14 protein-coding genes are annotated in these 19,239 nt (G+C 38.4%); 11 read left to right on the top strand and 3 right to left on the bottom strand.

Annotation, left to right across the window (positions count from 1 at the left end; translation table 11 throughout):
• Positions 1-117: 117 nt before the first annotated feature.
• From ctlX to cobU, 10 genes are all read left to right on the top strand, one after another.
• Complete coding sequence (ctlX, locus tag ACRD64_RS19425) at positions 118-1,038, top strand: citrulline utilization hydrolase CtlX (protein ID WP_430935127.1); 921 nt, start codon at positions 118-120, stop codon at positions 1,036-1,038.
• 97 nt (positions 1,039-1,135) lie between these two features.
• Entirely contained in the window at positions 1,136-1,825 is a 690-nt protein-coding gene (locus ACRD64_RS19420) for a hypothetical protein (protein ID WP_430935126.1), read from the top strand.
• A 174-nt stretch (positions 1,826-1,999) separates the two neighbouring features.
• Positions 2,000-4,462, top strand: coding sequence for a DNA translocase FtsK 4TM domain-containing protein (locus ACRD64_RS19415; RefSeq protein ID WP_430935125.1), 2,463 nt, complete (start codon positions 2,000-2,002; stop codon positions 4,460-4,462).
• Positions 4,463-4,674: 212 nt separating this feature from the next.
• Positions 4,675-5,313: a LolA family protein gene (locus ACRD64_RS19410; protein WP_430935124.1), complete on the top strand. Its 639-nt coding sequence runs from the start codon at positions 4,675-4,677 to the stop codon at positions 5,311-5,313.
• Between the two features lie 112 nt (positions 5,314-5,425).
• Positions 5,426-6,775 carry an SO_0444 family Cu/Zn efflux transporter gene (locus ACRD64_RS19405; RefSeq protein ID WP_430935123.1) on the top strand — a complete coding sequence of 450 codons (1,350 nt, stop codon included), beginning with the start codon at positions 5,426-5,428 and terminating at the stop codon, positions 6,773-6,775.
• 220 nt (positions 6,776-6,995) lie between these two features.
• Positions 6,996-7,802, top strand: a complete 807-nt coding sequence (locus tag ACRD64_RS19400; protein ID WP_430935122.1) for a hypothetical protein — start codon at positions 6,996-6,998, stop codon at positions 7,800-7,802.
• A 96-nt stretch (positions 7,803-7,898) separates the two neighbouring features.
• Positions 7,899-8,930, top strand: coding sequence for a nicotinate-nucleotide--dimethylbenzimidazole phosphoribosyltransferase (gene cobT, locus ACRD64_RS19395; RefSeq protein WP_430935121.1), 1,032 nt, complete (start codon positions 7,899-7,901; stop codon positions 8,928-8,930).
• Between the two features lie 266 nt (positions 8,931-9,196).
• Positions 9,197-9,964: an adenosylcobinamide-GDP ribazoletransferase gene (locus tag ACRD64_RS19390; RefSeq protein ID WP_430935120.1), complete on the top strand. Its 768-nt coding sequence runs from the start codon at positions 9,197-9,199 to the stop codon at positions 9,962-9,964.
• 13 nt (positions 9,965-9,977) lie between these two features.
• Complete coding sequence (cobC, locus tag ACRD64_RS19385) at positions 9,978-10,547, top strand: alpha-ribazole phosphatase (RefSeq protein WP_430935119.1); 570 nt, start codon at positions 9,978-9,980, stop codon at positions 10,545-10,547.
• 89 nt (positions 10,548-10,636) lie between these two features.
• On the top strand, positions 10,637-11,146 hold the full coding sequence (cobU, locus tag ACRD64_RS19380) for a bifunctional adenosylcobinamide kinase/adenosylcobinamide-phosphate guanylyltransferase (RefSeq protein WP_430935118.1): 510 nt from the start codon (positions 10,637-10,639) through the stop codon (positions 11,144-11,146).
• 91 nt (positions 11,147-11,237) lie between these two features.
• Here cobU and ACRD64_RS19375 read toward each other — a convergent pair whose 3' ends face one another.
• The 3 genes from ACRD64_RS19375 to ACRD64_RS19365 all read right to left on the bottom strand — a co-directional run bounded on the left by ACRD64_RS19375 (position 11,238) and on the right by ACRD64_RS19365 (position 18,270).
• On the bottom strand, positions 11,238-12,767 hold the full coding sequence (locus ACRD64_RS19375; protein ID WP_430935117.1) for a SusD/RagB family nutrient-binding outer membrane lipoprotein: 1,530 nt from the start codon (positions 12,765-12,767) through the stop codon (positions 11,238-11,240).
• Between the two features lie 17 nt (positions 12,768-12,784).
• The gene (locus tag ACRD64_RS19370; protein ID WP_430935116.1) at positions 12,785-15,961 is read right to left on the bottom strand and encodes a SusC/RagA family TonB-linked outer membrane protein; all 3,177 of its coding nucleotides are present in this window, start codon (positions 15,959-15,961) and stop codon (positions 12,785-12,787) included.
• 710 nt (positions 15,962-16,671) lie between these two features.
• The gene (locus ACRD64_RS19365; protein ID WP_430935115.1) at positions 16,672-18,270 is read right to left on the bottom strand and encodes a DUF6377 domain-containing protein; all 1,599 of its coding nucleotides are present in this window, start codon (positions 18,268-18,270) and stop codon (positions 16,672-16,674) included.
• 110 nt (positions 18,271-18,380) lie between these two features.
• On the opposite strand from ACRD64_RS19365, the gene ung reads away from it, so the two are divergent.
• Positions 18,381-19,043, top strand: coding sequence for a uracil-DNA glycosylase (gene ung / locus ACRD64_RS19360; RefSeq protein WP_430935114.1), 663 nt, complete (start codon positions 18,381-18,383; stop codon positions 19,041-19,043).
• The last annotated feature ends 196 nt before the right edge of the window (positions 19,044-19,239 follow it).

Here is a 19,239-nt window from a genome sequence, read left to right as displayed (position 1 = left end):
TGTTGGATTAAATCTGATAGCCTTTCTTCATTCTCTAACTTGGGTTCAATTTATCATCTATTTTTTCATTTTGAGTCGTATTTTTAAGTTTCATTTAATTTTAAAATTATAACCGTCATGAACCAATCCACTTCAAATATCCTTTTGGTGCGCCCGGCCAACTTTACCTTTAACCAGCAAACTGCTATATCCAATGCATTCCAGAATACGGTTGATCTTAGTCCGGAAGAGATAAAAGCCCGGGTTATAGAGGAATTTGACACATTTGCCGAGCGCCTTATAAACAAGGGCGTGAATGTGATGGTGGTTCAGGACACGCATACTCCCATAAAACCAGATGCTGTTTTTCCGAATAATTGGGGTTCATTCCATGCGGACGGAACCGCTATTTTATATCCCATTGCTACACCCAACCGTCAAGTGGAAAAAAGACCTGAGATTATCGGCCAAATAAAAGCCAGGTTTAAGATTGAGAAACTGATTGACCTGTCGAATCACGAAGCCGAATGTAAATTTTTAGAGGGTACCGGCAGTATTGTTTTCGACCATATGCATAAAATTGCTTACGCATGTTTGTCTCCACGAACCGACAGAGATGTCTTTATTGAGTTATGTGATATCATCAATTACAAACCGGTTTATTTTACAGCTACCGACAAATCCGGCCAGGAAATATATCACACCAATGTGATGATGAGCGTGAGTAAAATGTTTTCGGTTATTTGTTTAGAAAGCATCAAGGATGAACGTGAAAGAAATTTGGTGATTGATTCTTTGGAACAAACGGGTCACGAGATAATTAGCATTACACTGGAACAAGTAAATTATTTTGCTGGCAATATGATTTCTTTGTTAACGCAAAGCGGTGAGGAAATTTTGGTGATGTCGCTGAGTGCTTTCGAGGTTTTGACCGACCAACAAAAAGAAGCTATCGGAAACTACTGCGAACCTTTTCCAATGAACACAAAAACCATTGAGACGATTGGCGGAGGCAGTGCCAGGTGCATGATCTCCGAGATATTTCTTCCTGCAAAATAATTACAAATAGAAATGGCAGGTTCATTTATTATCCCTATTTTGTTGCCGGTAATTTAATAGGGAATCAGTTACGGTAGCCTGTTTCAATTAAGCCTTCATGAAATACACTGCTTATATAGTATTGCTTTCTGTATTGATACAGGGATGTATAAATAAATCCAATAAACCCGAGTTCCCCAATGCCGGTGTAATTACCTATAACATTGCATACCCTAAAGAAATTACCGATTCCCCTACCGGCAGCCTTATGCCTCGAGAATTAAAACTGATTTTTAAGGATAACCGAACGCGTTTCAGTTTCAAAGGCAGTTTCAATATCTTCTCATTAGATTTTTATTCCCCATCCGCTAAAGATTCCTGTGCTACACTCTTCCGCTTTATGGACAACAACTTGTTGCATATCGGCCCAATAAGCTCCAACTTTTTTTTCTTCAACAACGGTTCAACCCCTTCCATTACTTACTTGAAAAACGAAACCAAAAATGTGGCCGGGATAAGCTGTAGCAAGGCAATGGTACAGTTTGACAAGGATGAACCATTCGCCATATATTACACCGGGGATATTAATATCGACAACCCCAACAGACATACCCCATTCAAAGAGATACCGGGAATATTGATGGAATTTCATATTGATTTCAACGGAGTACGATTTTATTTTAAAGCATGTGATGTCGATTACACTATTCCCGACAACGCTGCATTTAAAATCCCAAGTGGCTTTAAACGTACACCCGAAAAAGAAATTGAAGCATTAATTTTAACCATGATTAACAATTTCCAATAAGTCGTTCGCTTCCGATTCAGCAATTATTTCAAATCGTCTACCTGATTATACTAAGGCATTAAAATAATTATCGCTTAAAATCGTTGTAAAAGAATTCAATTTAATTAATAAATTAGAAACTACATTTATTAATTTTGTCTGCGAATCAACACCTACAATTAACATAATTTTAAAATGGGAGTAAAAACTAAACGACCTAAATCCAAGACTAAAAATAATTTTATCACTGATTTAAAAAATAAAATCAGTGACTTCAGGGTACGATTTTTTATTGGACTGTTTTTAATGGTCTATTCCTTATTTTTACTGATCGCATTTGTTTCATTTGTTTTTACCGGTGGAGCCGATCACAGCAAATTCAACATCAACTTCTTTGAGTTTATTTTCAACCCGGACATTAACGTTCAGAATCGCACGGGGAAACTAGGCGCTTATTTTGCCGATTTATTTATCAACTCCGGAATTGGCGTGCCTGCATTGGTAATTGTAATAGCGCTTACCGTAATCGCTTTTAAACTTATAAATATTAAGCTTGCCCCTGTCAGAAAAACTATTTGGCACTGCTTTTATACCGGGGCATGGCTTTCTATCCTGCTGGGCTACTTATTTATGAATTCGGTGAACGACCATTATATTTTACTGGGTGGAGAAATGGGGTACTTTATGAGCAAATGGTTAGTCTCGGCCATTGGTAATGTCGGAGTCATCCTTTTCTTATTTTTCACACTCATTATCTATTTAACCTTTACATTTGACGGATTCGTTCCTTTTGTTAAAAAAGTATTTGTTACCAGTGGCACGAAGATTAAAGTCCCGGTTAAAAACGACAAAACCGAGACGGAAGATGCTTCGTTACTGACTTCTGTTGAAGCGGATGACATAGAGGAAGATCCCGCCCCTGAAGAAGCACCCACACCTACGGATACACCCGAATTAGCGCCTGAGCAAGAATTTGAGGTCAAAAAGCTAACGCCCGAACCACTGGAAAATACGGATATTGCAGATGAACCCATTGAGCTGGACATTTCTGATAACGAGGGTTCGGAAGACGTTAACCATGATGGTAATTTCACCATAGAAAAAATTGAAGAGGAAAAGGATTTTGAAGTAAAAGCAAATATTCCATTGGGAGATTACGATCCCACCTTGGACCTTTCTTCATATCAACTGCCTACCATCGATTTACTGGAAGACCACCACTTTGGCAACGAACCCGTTACCGACGAAGAACTAAACTCCAATAAAGATAAGATTGTTAACACCTTAATCGATTATAAAATTGAGATTAAGAGTATTAAAGCAACGGTTGGTCCTACGGTTACGTTGTACGAGATCGTTCCTGCTCCGGGTGTTCGAATATCCAAAATCAAGAACCTGGAGGATGATATTGCCCTGTCGCTGGCTGCATTGGGCATACGTATTATTGCCCCAATACCGGGTAAAGGCACCATTGGTATTGAGGTTCCCAACAGTGAACCTGAGGTGGTTTCGATGAAAACCATTATAGCTGCCAAAAAATTCCAGACTACAAAATATGAGCTACCTATTGCACTGGGAAAAACCATTTCCAACGAAACTTTCGTTATCGATTTGGCCAAAGCACCGCATATGTTGGTGGCAGGGGCTACCGGCCAGGGTAAATCCGTGGGATTGAATGCTATCATTACCTCTCTTTTATATAAAAAACATCCATCTCAGTTAAAGTTTGTTTTGGTCGACCCCAAAAAGGTGGAGCTTAATATCTATAGCAAGATTGAGCGACATTTCCTGGCCAAATTACCCGACGACGAGGATGAAGCCATTATTACCGATGTGCAAAAAGTGGTGACTACTTTAAATTCGCTGACCATTGAAATGGATGCGAGGTATGACCTGTTGAAAAAAGCACACGCCCGTAATATTAAGGAATACAACCACAAGTTTGTAAAACGCTCGCTTAACCCTGAGAACGGTCACCGCTTTATGCCATATATTGTGGTTGTAATTGATGAGTTTGCCGACTTAATAATGACGGCTGGCAAGGAAGTAGAGATGCCCATTGCACGTATAGCCCAGCTTGCCCGTGCCGTAGGAATACATATGATTGTAGCCACACAGCGCCCATCCACCAATATTATTACAGGGGTTATTAAAGCCAATTTCCCAACCAGGGTAGCTTTTAAGGTAGCCTCCATGATCGACTCCAGAACGATTCTTGATTCGCCCGGTGCCAACCAACTAATTGGTAGAGGAGACATGCTTATCTCCCAAGGAAGCGATTTGGTGCGTGTTCAATGTGCTTTTGTAGACACACCCGAAGTTGAAAAAATAAACGATTTCATCGGTTCTCAGAAAGGATATCCCAGTGCCTTGTTATTGCCCGAATATATTGGCGATACATCTTCCACTGAAGCGGGGGAAATTGACATGAGCAACAAGGACGCATTTTTTGAAGAAGCAGCCAGGGTGGTGGTTGCCAACCAATCGGGTTCCACATCTTTGATTCAACGAAGGTTTTCAATAGGTTATAACCGTGCCGGTAGAATCATTGACCAGCTGGAAGCAGCCGGCGTTGTTGGGCCTTTTGAAGGAAGTAAGGCACGGCAAGTTTTAATCCCCGATGATTTATCGCTAGAACATCTGTTGAAGGGGCTTTAAATAAGCAAGAAAAATTTTAATTCATTGTTGAACAAGAATATAAAAGGAAATATTGTGATGACAGATTAGTTTTTAAATTGAATTAAAAATTTGCCACCTCACTTTGACAAGCCGATTTTTTATGAGTTTGGCTTGTCAAAGTGAGTTTTGGTATCGTTTTTGAAAAGCTTACACCCATTACACCGTAAATAAGATCAAATAATTTATACAATATGAAGAAATTACTTTTACTACTCGCTTTGATTCCAGGGTTCATGTTTGCGCAGAACGCGGAAAAAGCAAAAGAAATCCTGGATCAAGTAACAGCAAAAACTAAAACATACAAAACGATTAAAGCCAGCTTTTCGTTTAGCCTGGAAAATCTGCAAGAAGATATTCAAGAAGAGTACACAGGTACTATTTTTATTAAAGGGGATAAATACAAGGCCAACTTAATGGATGTAGACACTTATTTTGACGGCAAGACTCTCTGGACGCATATGATTGATGCAGAAGAAGTGAATATCGACGAGCCTGATCCGGATGACGAAGAAACGTTAAACCCTGCTTCCATCTTCACGATTTACCAAACCGGGTTTAAGTACGCCTACCTGGGCGAAAAAGACAGCAACGGCACTGCAGTATATTCCATAGACCTGTATCCGATTAACCGTGACAAACCGTATTCACGCATTAAATTGGAGATTACAAAAGATAATATGCAAATCAACAAGATTCAACAAATCAGTAAAGATGGCAACAACTACACAATATTAATCAACAAGTTAGAAAGCAACACACCAATGGACGACAGCATGTTTGTATACAACGAAAGTGCCAACCCCAATGTAGACATTATCGACATGAGATAATTAACTATATATCTATATTTTTATATAAATCCCCAATTATGGGGATTTTTTTTGTGCTAAAAACTAATTTCTTTGTGTTTTGTTTTTATAATAACACCTAAATTTCAAAGTAATGCTAACATTCTTACATCATTTTTTTTGGGAGCTTATTGATCTGCTTAACGCCATGTCTCCATATCTGCTACTTGGGTTTTTATTTGCAGGTGTACTAAAAGTGTGGTTTCCTCAGCATTGGATTGACCGGTTTATGGGTAATAATAATTTGAAATCGGTGATCAATACTGCTTTAATTGGCATTCCGCTACCGCTATGTTCATGCGGTGTAATACCAACAGGAATATCGTTTTACAAGAATGGGGCATCAAAAGGCTCAAGTGTTTCATTTTTAATATCAACACCACAAACAGGGGTAGACAGCGTACTGGTCACCTACTCGTTATTGGGCTTGCCTTTTGCTATAATAAGAGTTATTGTCGCTTTAATTACAGGCGTAATAGGTGGAGTAGTTACCAATATATTTGGGAAAGGTAAGCATACACCAACAAATGAAATTTCAACTGCGAGCTGCGCAACAAATACGGTTAAAAGCAATCGCATTATTAAAATGTTTAAATACGGCTTCAATGAGTTTTTGATGGACATTGCCAAATGGTTAATAATTGGCATATTGATAGCGGCTGTATTATCCACTGTTATTCCCGATGATTTCTTTATCCGTTATATGCAAAACGAAGCCCTAAGTATGCTCACTGTTTTATTGGCTTCGGTACCCCTTTATCTTTGCGCCACGGCATCGGTGCCTATTGCTGCTGTTTTAATGATGAAAGGCTTATCGCCCGGGGCGGCACTCATCTTGTTAATGGCAGGTCCGGCCACCAATGCCGCTACCATCACCATCATTAAAAAAGTATTTGGCAACAAAACATTGTTCAGTTATTTAGGATCTATCATTGGGGGAGCCTTAGTCTTTGGTCTTCTGATAAATCACTTTTTACCTGCTGAATGGTTTATAATGACTGGAAGCTCGCACCTGCACCATCAACACGAAATGTTACCTTTATGGTTTAAAATATCATCTTCAGTTATATTAGTGAGCTTAATTATTTACGGATATATTCAGAAATATATTGAATTGAAAAGACCTATCGCTACTGCAGAAGCACAACCATTGTTGCTTAATACTCAGGTGAGCTCCAATCAAGTTTCTCCACCAAAGTTCTCTGCAAACCAATTCTCCTTTGCCGGAAATATAAAAACCCAAATTTTTAAGGTGGAAGGGATGACCTGCAGCCACTGCAAAGCCAGTGTAGAGAAAAACGTTAGAAACATCGAGGGCATATCATCGGTTACCGCCACTCCGGCACTCAATAAGGTAGAAGTGAACGGCACCAGTATCAATTCAACCAAAGTGGAAGAAATGATCAACGACCTGGGGTATCTATTCAAGGGAAAATTTAAATAACCCCCACTTAAAGGACTTTCATTTTTTATCAAGCAACCATTTGTATTTTTTATCATCTTATACCTGGATGATAAAAGAATGCTGCATTGTAAAAAGCCGATCGACGTCTAAAGTCGCAAAACCAGAGAAACAATATTCCACGGCAATTTACATTACCGCACATGGTACACGTATTTAAGTAAATATATTACATTTGCTTATAACTATAAATTATTACAAAATGGAAAGACTTAGCCTAACTATTGCTTTTTTAACACTCATTGCTCTCAGCAAGCTATGTGCACAAGATATTCTCATCAAAACAAACAATGACACTATCAATTGTGTCATCAAAGAAATCGGTGATGAAGAGATAAAATACCTGACTCCCGAAATTAGCGAAACAATATTATTTGGTATCAACAAAGACAAAGTAAACAAAGTAATATTTGCTAATGGAAAAGAACTGGAGTTTTCTGAGTTTTTATATGATCCGAGCAACTATATTACGGACCAAAAGAACAATATAAAACTTAATTTCCTCTCGCCTCTTTTTAACAGCGTAAATATTTGCTACGAAAAAAGCATAAAACCAGGCCGAAGCTTTGAAACAACGTTAGGTGTTATTGGGGCAGGTTGGGACCTTGGCAACAACAACGAATCAGGAGCTTTTATAAAAATGGGTTATAAATTCATAAAAAGCCCCGATTATTATATCCGCGGTCAGAAGTTTGCCCATATTTTAAAAGGTAGCTATATACGCCCCGAAATTGCATTTTCGTATTATGAGTACTCTGCATACAAAAACTATAGCTTTATTGGAGAAGATGAACGATACACAGATACCAATGTTATGTTTGCTGTATTATTAAATGTTGGCAAGCAATGGATATTTGAAAATGGGTTTCTGATGGATTGGTTTGTAGGTGTTGGTTATGGTTTTGGGCAAGATGATAAGGACTTTGGTTTACACAAGGCATTTATTGGTGGAGTGGAAGAATTCCCGTTAGCCATTAGCATGGGATTAAGGGTTGGTTGGAATTTTTAAAAGTGGGATGACTATTATTGATAAACCGATAAATACTATATTTTTACTGGCGCTTTGAAAACTCAGGGCGCTTTTTTATTCTACCAAATTTCGAATATGGATTTCAACATTAAACCAGTTCAATCAGAACTTACCGACAAAATCAATCATAAAATTGATACCAAGACCAAACCTTTGGGATCATTGGGAAAACTGGAGAGTATAGCTCGCAAAATCAGCCAGGTGCAAGAAACGCTTTCCCCAAAACTCAACCATCCTGCCATATTAGTATGCGCTGGCGATCACGGCGTTACCGAGGAAGGAATTAGTCCCTTCCCGCAAGAAGTAACCTTTCAGATGGTCATGAACTTTTTAAGTGAAGGTGCAGCCATTAACGTGTTTACCCGCCAGAATAACATCAAGCTCATATTGGCGGATACTGGTGTAAACTTTGACTTTGAAGCTTCACCAAAACTAATAAATGCAAAAATTGCACACGGCACTAAAAACTTTGCCAAAGAACCGGCCATGACCATGGAACAGTGTAAGAGGGCCATGACTAACGGGGCCGACATGGTTCAAAAATTACATCATGAAGGTACCAACATAGTAGGTTTTGGCGAAATGGGAATAGGAAATACAACTTCGGCAGCTGCTCTTTTGTGCGCTTATACAAAGTGCTCCTCCCAAGATGCTGCCGGAGCCGGAACTGGATTAGACGAAAACGGCATTAAACATAAAGCTTCAGTTATAGACAAAGCGGTCAAGCTTCATAACGCCCATACCGATCCGTATAAAACCCTTGCAAATCTTGGCGGTTTTGAAATCGCAACCATAACCGGGGCCATGTTAAAAGCTGCAGAACTAAAAATGGTTGTTATGGTAGATGGCTTTATTATTACTTCCGCCTTGCTTGCCGCATACGAAATCAACAACAATATTTTAGATTACTGCATATTCTCTCATAAATCGCACGAAAAAGGACATGCCTTAATGCTCGATTACTTAAAGGCAGAGCCTATTCTGGATATTCATATGCGATTGGGAGAAGGTACTGGCAGTGCGGTAGCTTATCCTATTATTGAAAGCGCGATTAATTTTTTTAATGAGATGAGCAGTTTTGAGAACGCAGGAGTGAGTAATAGATAATTAGTCAATGCTAGATTAGTCAGTAGTCACTGGGCATTCATAACTGGTCAGTGGCCAGGAGTAGACCTGTAACAAAGTGGTTAAAGCACAAGAGTGGAGCATAATAAGTTATAAATATTGAGAATGGCATTGTAAACGTACTAGCCATATATTAAGAAAACTATTAAAACACAAAGGATTATATCACATGCATTAAACTTTCTCCGGCTATTAACTATTGATGAACCAACTAATGACAAGTGACCATTGACCAATAAACCAATAACATGAAACAAATTAAACTATTCTTTACCGCCCTAATGTTCATCACTCGCATTCCTGTTCCTAAGTGGGTTGGATATTCAGAAAAAAACCTGAATAAATGCAACCGATATTTTCCGTTGGTAGGAATTATAGTTGGTGGCTTTGGTGCTTTGGTATTTTGGTTAGGAAGCTTCATTTTCCCGCAAAGCATTTCAATCATTTTATCGATGGTTTCAACAATTCTATTGACCGGAGCTTTTCACGAGGATGGTTTTGCCGATGTTTGCGACGGTTTTGGAGGGGGGTGGACCAAAGAAAAAATTCTGGAAATAATGAAAGATTCCAGAGTGGGTGCTTACGGAATGATTGGTATGATATTGATTTTGATGCTTAAGTTTTTAGCACTGAGCTCCCTGCCCGTTGCTTTTGTAATTCCTTCATTAATTGCAGGCCATAGCATTAGCCGAACATTTGCGGTGTCTACCATGTACAACCTTCCCTATGTTCGTGAGGATGAGCTCAGCAAATCGAAACCGGTGACCAAAAACTTGCATATTGGTGATCTTTGGATTGCCGTTTTAATAGGGTTATGCACGTTTCTTATATTTGTGAACTGGACTATTTTTTTAACTGTTATTCCGCTACTGATTGCCAAAGTATGGCTCGAAAGATATTTTAAAAAATGGATTGGAGGATATGTGGGCGATTGCCTGGGAACCATGCAACAGGTTACAGAAGTTGTTTTTTATTTAAGTATCGTTGCTTTAAGTTCTATTGTTTCTTTTATTTAATACTACACGTTTTATGCAAGAAGTTTACCTAATACGTCATACCACGCCTAAAGTGAAACCTGGGGTTTGTTATGGTATTTCAGATGTTGATGTAGTTGAAAGTTTTAATGAAGAAGTTGATGATATTAAACATTTACTCAATGGATTTTCTCCTGAGCTAGTTGCTGCAAGCCCGCTAATTAGGTGTCAAAAGTTAGCTGTAAGTTTGTTTTCTGATTTAGATATTAATACTGACAATAGGTTAATGGAGATGAACTTTGGTGATTGGGAGATGAAACCTTGGGCCGATATTGATAGATCAACAATGAAAACCTGGAGTGCCGACTTTGTGAATATTCCAACTCCAAATGGTGAGTGTTTTAATGATTTATACCAAAGAGCCTCAGGTTTTATGGATGAACTTATACGGAAAAGTGATTCACCCAAAGTGGCTTTGGTGACACATTCTGGTATAATGCGATGTTTATGCTCTCGCTATCTTCACATTCCGTTAAGCAAAGTATTTCGCCTCAAACTGAATTATGGAGCCGTCATTAAATTAACTTTGCACTCTGATTTCGAAGAAGTAGAATTTATTAAATAATAGTTGATAGCTAATTGGTCAATAGTGAAAAACGTAACTTAGTATTAATAACAAATGACCATTGACTAGTATCAAATGACCATTGCCCAATGAAAAGATTAACCTTTATTACAGGCGGACAGCGTTCCGGGAAAAGTGCATATGCACAAAAAGTTGCCCTAGAAGCGAGCAGTAACCCGGTGTATTTGGCAACATCTCGCATTTGGGATGCAGAGCATCAAAAACGAATTGAACGTCATCAGGAGGATCGTGATGATAGATGGGAGAATGTCGAAGAAGAAAAATACTTATCGCAACATGATCTTTCCGGGAAAGTCGTTCTGATTGACTGCATTACTCTTTGGTTGACCAACTTTTTTTTCGATAACCAAAGCGATATAGACAAATCGCTCACCGAAGCAAAACGCGAGTTTGAAAAGTTGATTCAGCAAGATGCCCATTTTATTATTGTCTCCAATGAAATTGGTTTAGGTGGCATGCCCGAAAATGAGATCCAGCGCAAATTTACAGACCTCCAAGGCTGGATGAATCAGCATATCGCGCAAAAAGCTGGCGAGGTGATCCTGATGGTAAGCGGTATTCCCATGAAAGTAAAATAAAAAAGGGCAGACCCTACGGATCTGCCCCCACTCACACAACTAAACCTTTAATCTAATGTGTCCCACCACAGCTTAGTTGTTTTATCGTTTATCATGGTTGCCACCACAATTGGGTAGTTATTTCATCACCGCCCATTGAAGTTTTTGCTGCTTCAACGTTGGCCTCATTCACACTATATTCATTTAACAGGTAACTAACTCTTGATGGAACATCAGAAGAAAGACTACCTACTGCATACGTATATGTTTCGGTCACTTCACTTACATTACCATCTGCATCTTTAACAGAATAGGTGTAATCGTAAGTCTCGTTAGGCTTTATCAGGGTGTTAGGATAACCTGTTCTTCGGTACTCACTCCATGCCTCCATCGGTTGCATATATAGCGCAATATACTTTTGTGTTATAACGGTTTCCTCAGTTGCTGCAGGTAATGCGGCAATATAGGCATCTATAGTAGCTGCATCAATGCCCCATCTCTCCATTGAAGCTCTAACTCCTTTCTCGTACCAGGTCTGATCCCAAGAATTGGTTTCACTTAAAATAAAGCAAACTTCGGCATACTCCATGTAAATCTCGGTATAATCAGCAGCTAGAATTGCTTCTCCCGGAAGAGATTCATTTTCGAATGCTGCAACTTCGCCATTGTTAGCTGTCAATGGAATACCTACTTTGAATCCATCCGCATTATCTGCTACAAAAACGTCTAAACGAGGATCTTCAACAAAAGGACCTCTTTTTCCTTGCAATAACTCAACAAATGACCAGGAAGGTGCAAAATCAGTTCTGTTATCAACATAAAATGCACGATACATTGGAGCTCCATTTAAAGCATTAGACTCGTAAGTTACTCCCACATTGTCATCATTACTTTCCATTACACCTGCAGTTATAGCATCAGTAATATGGCTTGAAGCGGCTGGATATACATCTTTAACACGGTTAGCAATCCTCAATCTTAATGAGTTAGCAAACTTTTTCCACATCGTTGCATCACCCCCGAAAAAGTTATCACCATCAATCATGTTTTCAGTTTCAATGATCATTGCTTGCGCCTCATCAAGTTCATTAAGCATGTCTGCATAGATATCTGATTGCTTTGCATAAGCAGGGGTAGTAATTCCATCCGACTTAATAGCGTTTGCCTGAAAGCTTGCATCATCACTACCATAAGAATAATAAGGTACATCACCCCACATTTCGGTGGCTATCTGGTAAATGTAAACCAACATAATTCTGGCTGCTGCTATTTGGTTTTCATTGGGACCATAAGCTTCCATCGAACCTTTAGTTGCCTCATCGGTATTAAAACCAATAATATCAATTAAGTCCTGTGCATTTTTGTATAAATCATCCCAACCACTCTGGTTTGTAGTTTCTCTGTACTGAAACCTATCTTCTTCAGTATAAGCAGTCTGATTCCAATATTGCACCCACAATAACGACATTCTCCCGGAAAACCACTCATCACGAGTATCATCCATCAATCTTTTCTGCACCCTATTCATCAATCCATAGGTAGGTGCTATTTCTGGTTCGTTTGGATCACTATAGTATTCTACATCACATGAAAATGTTACTACAGCCACCAGAATAACAATGATATATTTTATTTTATTCATAGTTGTTGCTTTTTTAATTAAAATTTAATTTGAACATTGAAACCATATGATTTCGTTCCTGGAACGATACCTCCTTCAAGCCCTTGAATGTTTCCGTTACCACCAACAATAGTTTCAGGATCTATACCTTTGTTATCCAATCCCCATATTGCAAGGTTTCTTCCATAAGCAGATACTCTAATAGTCTTGATTACGTCAACCAATTTAGGCAAGGTATATCCAATAGTAACTTCACGTAATTTCACATAGTCAGCATCAAATACACTAGTAGCACTTGGAGTACCATATCCGTGGTAATGAAGCTCACCATAGTCAATCGCACTAATATTCATGTCATTTTCTACATAACCGCTTCCATTGTCCACAACTCCATCAAGTACGATTCCATCTTCACGGATAGTATTACCATTTGAAGTAGAAACAGCTGTAGCTTCAGCCATACCAGAGTACATTGACCACATATTGGTAAGCGAGTAATATTTACCTCCTTTAGACATGTCAATCAACACACCAAGATCAATATTCTTATACCTGAATGTACTTTTAAGTCCGGCAGTATAATCAGGCAATACAGAACCCATGGATTGCAAATCACCCTGAGCGTAGAATCCTGTTTCAGGATCAATTACTTTATTTCCATTATCATCATACACAAAGTCGTAAGCATATAATTCCTGGAAAGTTTTTCCTTCAACCGAATTTAGGTACGCGCCACCAAAAGGAGCACGGGCTAGCTGTAGCTTACCTCCTAAAGAAGCAGGTAACTCTTTAACTTCATTAGTATTTTTTGCATAGTTAAGGCTTAATTCCCATGTAAAGTCACCTTTTTTTATTGGCGTACCATATACCATTAATTCAATACCCTTGTTATTGATCAAACCTGCATTAATCACTTGCTCAACATAACCAGTAGATCCAGATACTTCAACCGGAACAATCTGGTTCTTGGTATCCCTGTTATAGTATGAGAAATCAAAACCAGCTCTGTTATTTAAGAAAGCTCCTTCAAGACCAAATTCGACTTCTTCAGTCATTTCCGGTTTTAAATTCTGATTTTTTAATCTAACATCGTTGGTAAACTGTGGACTACCATTAAATGGATCACTGATTGTATACGTATTAAATATATTATACGCGCTTGTACCATTACCCGTCTCTCCGTAGTTCAATCTAACTTTCAGGTTGTTCAACCAGGAATAATCTAACAATTGAGAAACTATTAAACTTGCAGAAACAGACGCATAACTATAATCATTATCCCCTTCAGGTAAAGATGAATCATAATCCGTACGGTAGGTCGCATCTAAATATGCGAAACTCTTATAGCCTACACTTGCCATTCCAAACCAACTATTTACTCGTTTTGATCGGTCAAAATCATCCAACGTAGGTTGGTTAGCTGAGTTATTTAGATTGTATAATCCATCAATAACCAATCCGCCATTCGTTTCACCTTCAAACCTTGAATAGTCTTCTTTTCGAATATTACCACCTACGAATCCAAGCACGTCAAATTCACCAAATCTCTTTTTGAAGTTTAATTTTCCTTCATAATTGGTCTCGATTGCCTGACGCTGTACTTGTTTATACATTGACTGCGCTTGAGAACCAATAGCGACTCTTTCTCGAGCATTAAACGTATATGTATCAAGATAAATATTACCGGATGCAAATAAATAGTCTGTAATATTTATTTTACCTCCAACAGTACCAAATATACGTGTCCTATCGTCATCCTGATAGTTTTTATAGGCCGTCCAGTAAGGGTTGTCAGAATACTTCGGAGTAGGGTCGGTAACAGATGTTCTGTTCCAGGTTCTATTGGTTCCGTCAGGATTCTCGTAGTTCTTCAGTTTGTCCATGTCTAACTGACGCTGCCCCCATTGGAAGAATTTTTGAGATTGAGAATTATCGCCATAACCGAACTGTGGGCGTCCCTTAGTATCTGTATGAACAAAAGTAACATTTGAGTTAAGCTCAACTAAACCATCCAATAAAGAAGTATTACCATTGATGTTAAATGTATTCTTGTTCTGCTCAGAATTTGGAACTATACCTTCCATAGTAACATTGGTATATCCAATCCTTAAAGCTGAAGTTTCAGACGTGGTTACAACGTTAACACTGTTTTGATAGGTAACACCTGTCTCATAAAAGTCCTCAACATCACTTTGTGGAGCAACCCATTTACCGGTAACCGGAGTAGACGTAATTCCTTGTTCGTAATCGGTGATGCCCCACCAATGTAATACGTCCTGTCCTTCGTATTTTGGACCCCAACTCTCATCAATAGCATAACCTACTGTTTTGTACTCAACACCATCAATTGTTGTTGTTCCAAAATCACCATAACCACCACCATACTTATCTTGTAGTTCAGGCAGGATACTTACCTTGTCAAAGGTAATACCCGAGTTAATGTCTACTGAGAATGTTTTTTTCCCGGCTTTACCGGATTTGGTTGTAATCATGATTACACCATTCTGTCCCCTACTTCCGTAAAGCGCTGATGCAGCGGATCCTTTTAGTACTTCAACGCTGGCAATATCATATGAGTTAAGGTCAGAAACCATTGAACCATAGTCATAACCACCACCCCCGATTTGGGTGTTTTCGTCATTGAATCCCTCATTACTAATAGGCACTCCATCCACAACAAACAAGGGTTGGTTATTTCCGCTGAACGAACTTGCTCCCCTAATAAGGATGTTCTGTGATCCAGCAAAATTTTGGCCTGAAACGCTTAATCCAGCAACTTTTCCTGATAAAGATGCAATAGCATTTACGTCATTCGCAGCCATTAAATCTTCTTCCGAAACACCTTGTGCAGCATATCCAAGCGATTTTTTCTCTCTCGAGATTCCAAGTGCAGTAACTACTACTTCATCAACGTCTATGGCACTTGAAGCAAGCATAACGTTGATATTTGTGCGAGCACCAATAATAATTTCCTTGGTTTCCATTCCAACAAAGGTAAACACCAAGGTTTCTGCATCTTCTGGTACATTAAGCAAATATGATCCATCCGGACGAGATACCGTCCCTAAAGTTGTACCCTTAACAATAATAGATACTCCAGGAATAGGATCGCCAAAATTATCGACAACTTTTCCTGAAATAGCTTTTGTTTGGGCCATCAAAGCCTGTGATCCTACAAATAGAACCATAGACAGAAATAATGCTAATTTCCGCATAAAACAAAAGGTTTAAATTAATAAATGTGTATTTAATAAAAAGACAATGCGATTTTTCAATTAACGGTAATCGGGTATTTAATTACTATTAATGATTCGTTTCAGATATACATTAACGAGTTTGTCAAGTTTTGTAGACACAAATCAACTTGATATTTTAATTATAATTTTTTGATATTCCATTAGACTAAAGGTTTTTGTTAATACTATAGTTATTTATGTGAGCTAGTCAACTACTCAAGCGGGGGAACACTTTTACGAGCAATTAACGTTAGTAACATTCAACTTTCTAATTGTAAGCTTAATCAAACTATCAGCTTTGTATTGTTTTTAAATTTCATTTTTGAACATTAATCCGATTCGGTCTTTCAATTCAAAAACATGGGTCAAAAATATATATTTTTTTTATAACTACAAACAACCACTAACAATTGAGCGGTTAAAATTTATTTGCGACATATTTTTTATCCCACAGCCCTTATTTTTGAACCCCCTACAACCTATTTTTATAGCTATTTTTTAATAGCCATACTTTTTTAACATTACCTAGTCCCATAGCGCGATTGTGACATATGTCACAAATTTAAAAACACGGTTGGCACATTTCGAAATCATTATTGTCGGTTAAAATTGAAAAGATTCCTCACTTCGTTCGGAATGACAAGCTTTAGGAGACTTATATTTTGGGGGAAAGTACAACACAGAAAGGGTTAAACCGATTTAACACCTTTCAGTCGTTTAAAAAATTCATCTGTAGAAAGTGCCGACTTATTTTTAGCTTTGGTTTTATAGGTATAAATAGTGTTAATGGATACCCCAAGAGCCTGGGACATGGTTTCGTTGTCCTCTACCCCTAGGCGAATCAATGCCAGAATTCTAAGTTCAGTATTCAATAGCTGACCTGGTTTTAATACATACTTTCGATCAGGCTCCACTAAATTATCTACTTCATTTATAAAAGTTGGAAATAGTTTTAGGAACACCTCGTCAAAATCATGGAACAATTGATCTCTTTCCTTTTTGGGGTTAATGTTCCTGAGGACAGTTTTTAATTTTTGCGGGTTGTTTGCCACTAATACTTTGTTTAAAGCCACGGAAATATCATGGAGCTTGTGAATAAACAGAGAACCCGTATTGAAAAAATGGCCAATGTATCTTTCCTTAATTTTATTGGCCTCGTTCAGTTGGTTATTCAAAAGTTTCAGCTCGTGATTGTTTTGCTTAATTATCATCCAAATTTTTCGGAGATTAAAAAGTTGACGATACACCAACAACAGGAATACGAACACAACCAGCACAAGGGCAGAAACAACCCAAATGTAACGTACCGCCTTCTCTTTTTTTCTTTCTTCCAGCAGCAACTTAGCTCCTTCAATAGCCGGAAATATTTCTGCCACCTGCAGCTTTCGTTGCATCGAACCAAAAAACGCCGCATCATCTTTCGCCTTTAGAATATATTTGTAGGCACGATCAACCTCCCCTTGTTCGAATAAGAAACGAGCCAACACCATCAATGACATAGCCTCCTTGGTTGAAGTTTTAATATCAACGATCGCAGATCTTATTAGATGTTCCTTTCCGGATATAATTTTATTCTCTGTTATGTCGATATACCCAAGACAAGAGTGAATCACAGCCTGCTCGTGCAAGGTAATTGGCATCTTACCCGCCTTAGCGTAATAATGAGCGGCAGAGTCTGGTTGCCATCTTGCCAAAAAGCGCAAACCCTTTGTGATTAGCGGCTGCACTGTATTGGGAACCTGATGTTTTAAGACAGAATCGACATAAGCCTCAGCTTGAACCCGATACACAGGCGAATAATAACCATCGTTAACATAATCTGCCAAATCGTAATACGCTCTGACTTTGTAACTAAAATGATCCTGAAGGTCCTCTTTTTGCAACTTGAGAATATTGACCTTGTTTAACGTATCGATGGCTTCCTTATAGTAACCTACCGAAACCAACAAATGACCAAAACGGGACTGACATTGAGCAATGGCTCTAGGGTGATTCATGCGATAGGCCAAATCAATCGCCTTTCGATAATAATGCATAGCTGAATCAAAAACATAGGTAGAATATTCATTGGCGATCTCTTCATATAATAGATATCTATCCCATTCCTTTCCTTTGGTGCGGAGGTCAAGCAATGTAAATTTTAAAGAATCTAACCGGAACTCTTTTAATTGGTCATAGTGTTTCTCTTTCAAAATCTGCGAATCCAACTCCTTATATAAACCCATATTTTGTGCATAGGAAATTGTGCTGAGTAACAATACAAATAAAAGTTTAAGAGGTCTTTTCATGTAGTTAACGAATTAACAGGCCTGCAATTAATGTAGATGAATATGGTAAAGTAATCAATTCCTTATGTTTTTTTCGGCTATTTTTATTTTTTTTGCTAAAAACTATTCCTATGGATATAAAAATTGAGCCAGGTTGGAAACAACTGTTAGCGCGCGAGTTTGAGAAGCCTTACTTTGAGAAACTTACTAAATTTGTCAGAGATGAATATGGCCAAGGTACCGTTTTCCCGCCAGCTGCTAAAATATTTAATGCTTTCGACCTTTGTCCTCTTGCAGAAACCAGGGTTGTCATCCTGGGGCAGGATCCTTATCATGACGACAACCAGGCCCATGGACTTTGCTTCTCCGTGAACGACAATGTTAAAATACCTCCTTCGTTGGTAAATATTTTTAAAGAAATAGAGAGTGATTGTGGAATACAACGGCCCGAAAGCGGCAACCTGGAACGTTGGGCCAAACAGGGTGTGCTGCTATTAAACGCAACCCTAACCGTTAGGGCACACCAGGCAGGTTCGCACCAAAAGAAGGGCTGGGAAGAGTTTACAGATAGCGTGATTAAGCATCTTGCCAAAGAAAAAGAAAATATCGTGTTTTTGCTTTGGGGAGCCTATGCGGGCAAAAAATCGATATATATTGATCCCAACAAACATTACATCCTTAAATCTCCTCACCCATCGCCTCTGTCCGCACATCGTGGTTTTTTAGGAAACAAACATTTTAGTAAGACCAATGCGTTTTTAAAAAGTAAGGGACTTAAAGAGATTGAATGGTAGTTGGTTTGGCGATGTGTAATTTAATCCCAACATTGTCATTAGACTTTATTTAAATGCCAATTCCATTCACCAAACCGCCACTCTACTTAAACGCAGCCATGTAAGATATTTAAACCGGCATTAGCTCGGTATGGCTATTGACTGCTGACATAAGGAATTTGGGAAATTCCTTAATATCAGATCGCGGTTAATTATT

The organism is Saccharicrinis sp. 156, assembly GCF_050589685.1.
Taxonomy (GTDB): domain Bacteria; phylum Bacteroidota; class Bacteroidia; order Bacteroidales; family Marinilabiliaceae; genus Saccharicrinis.
Note: the sequence above shows the minus strand (reverse complement) of the source record. Positions and strands in the feature narration are given on the sequence as shown.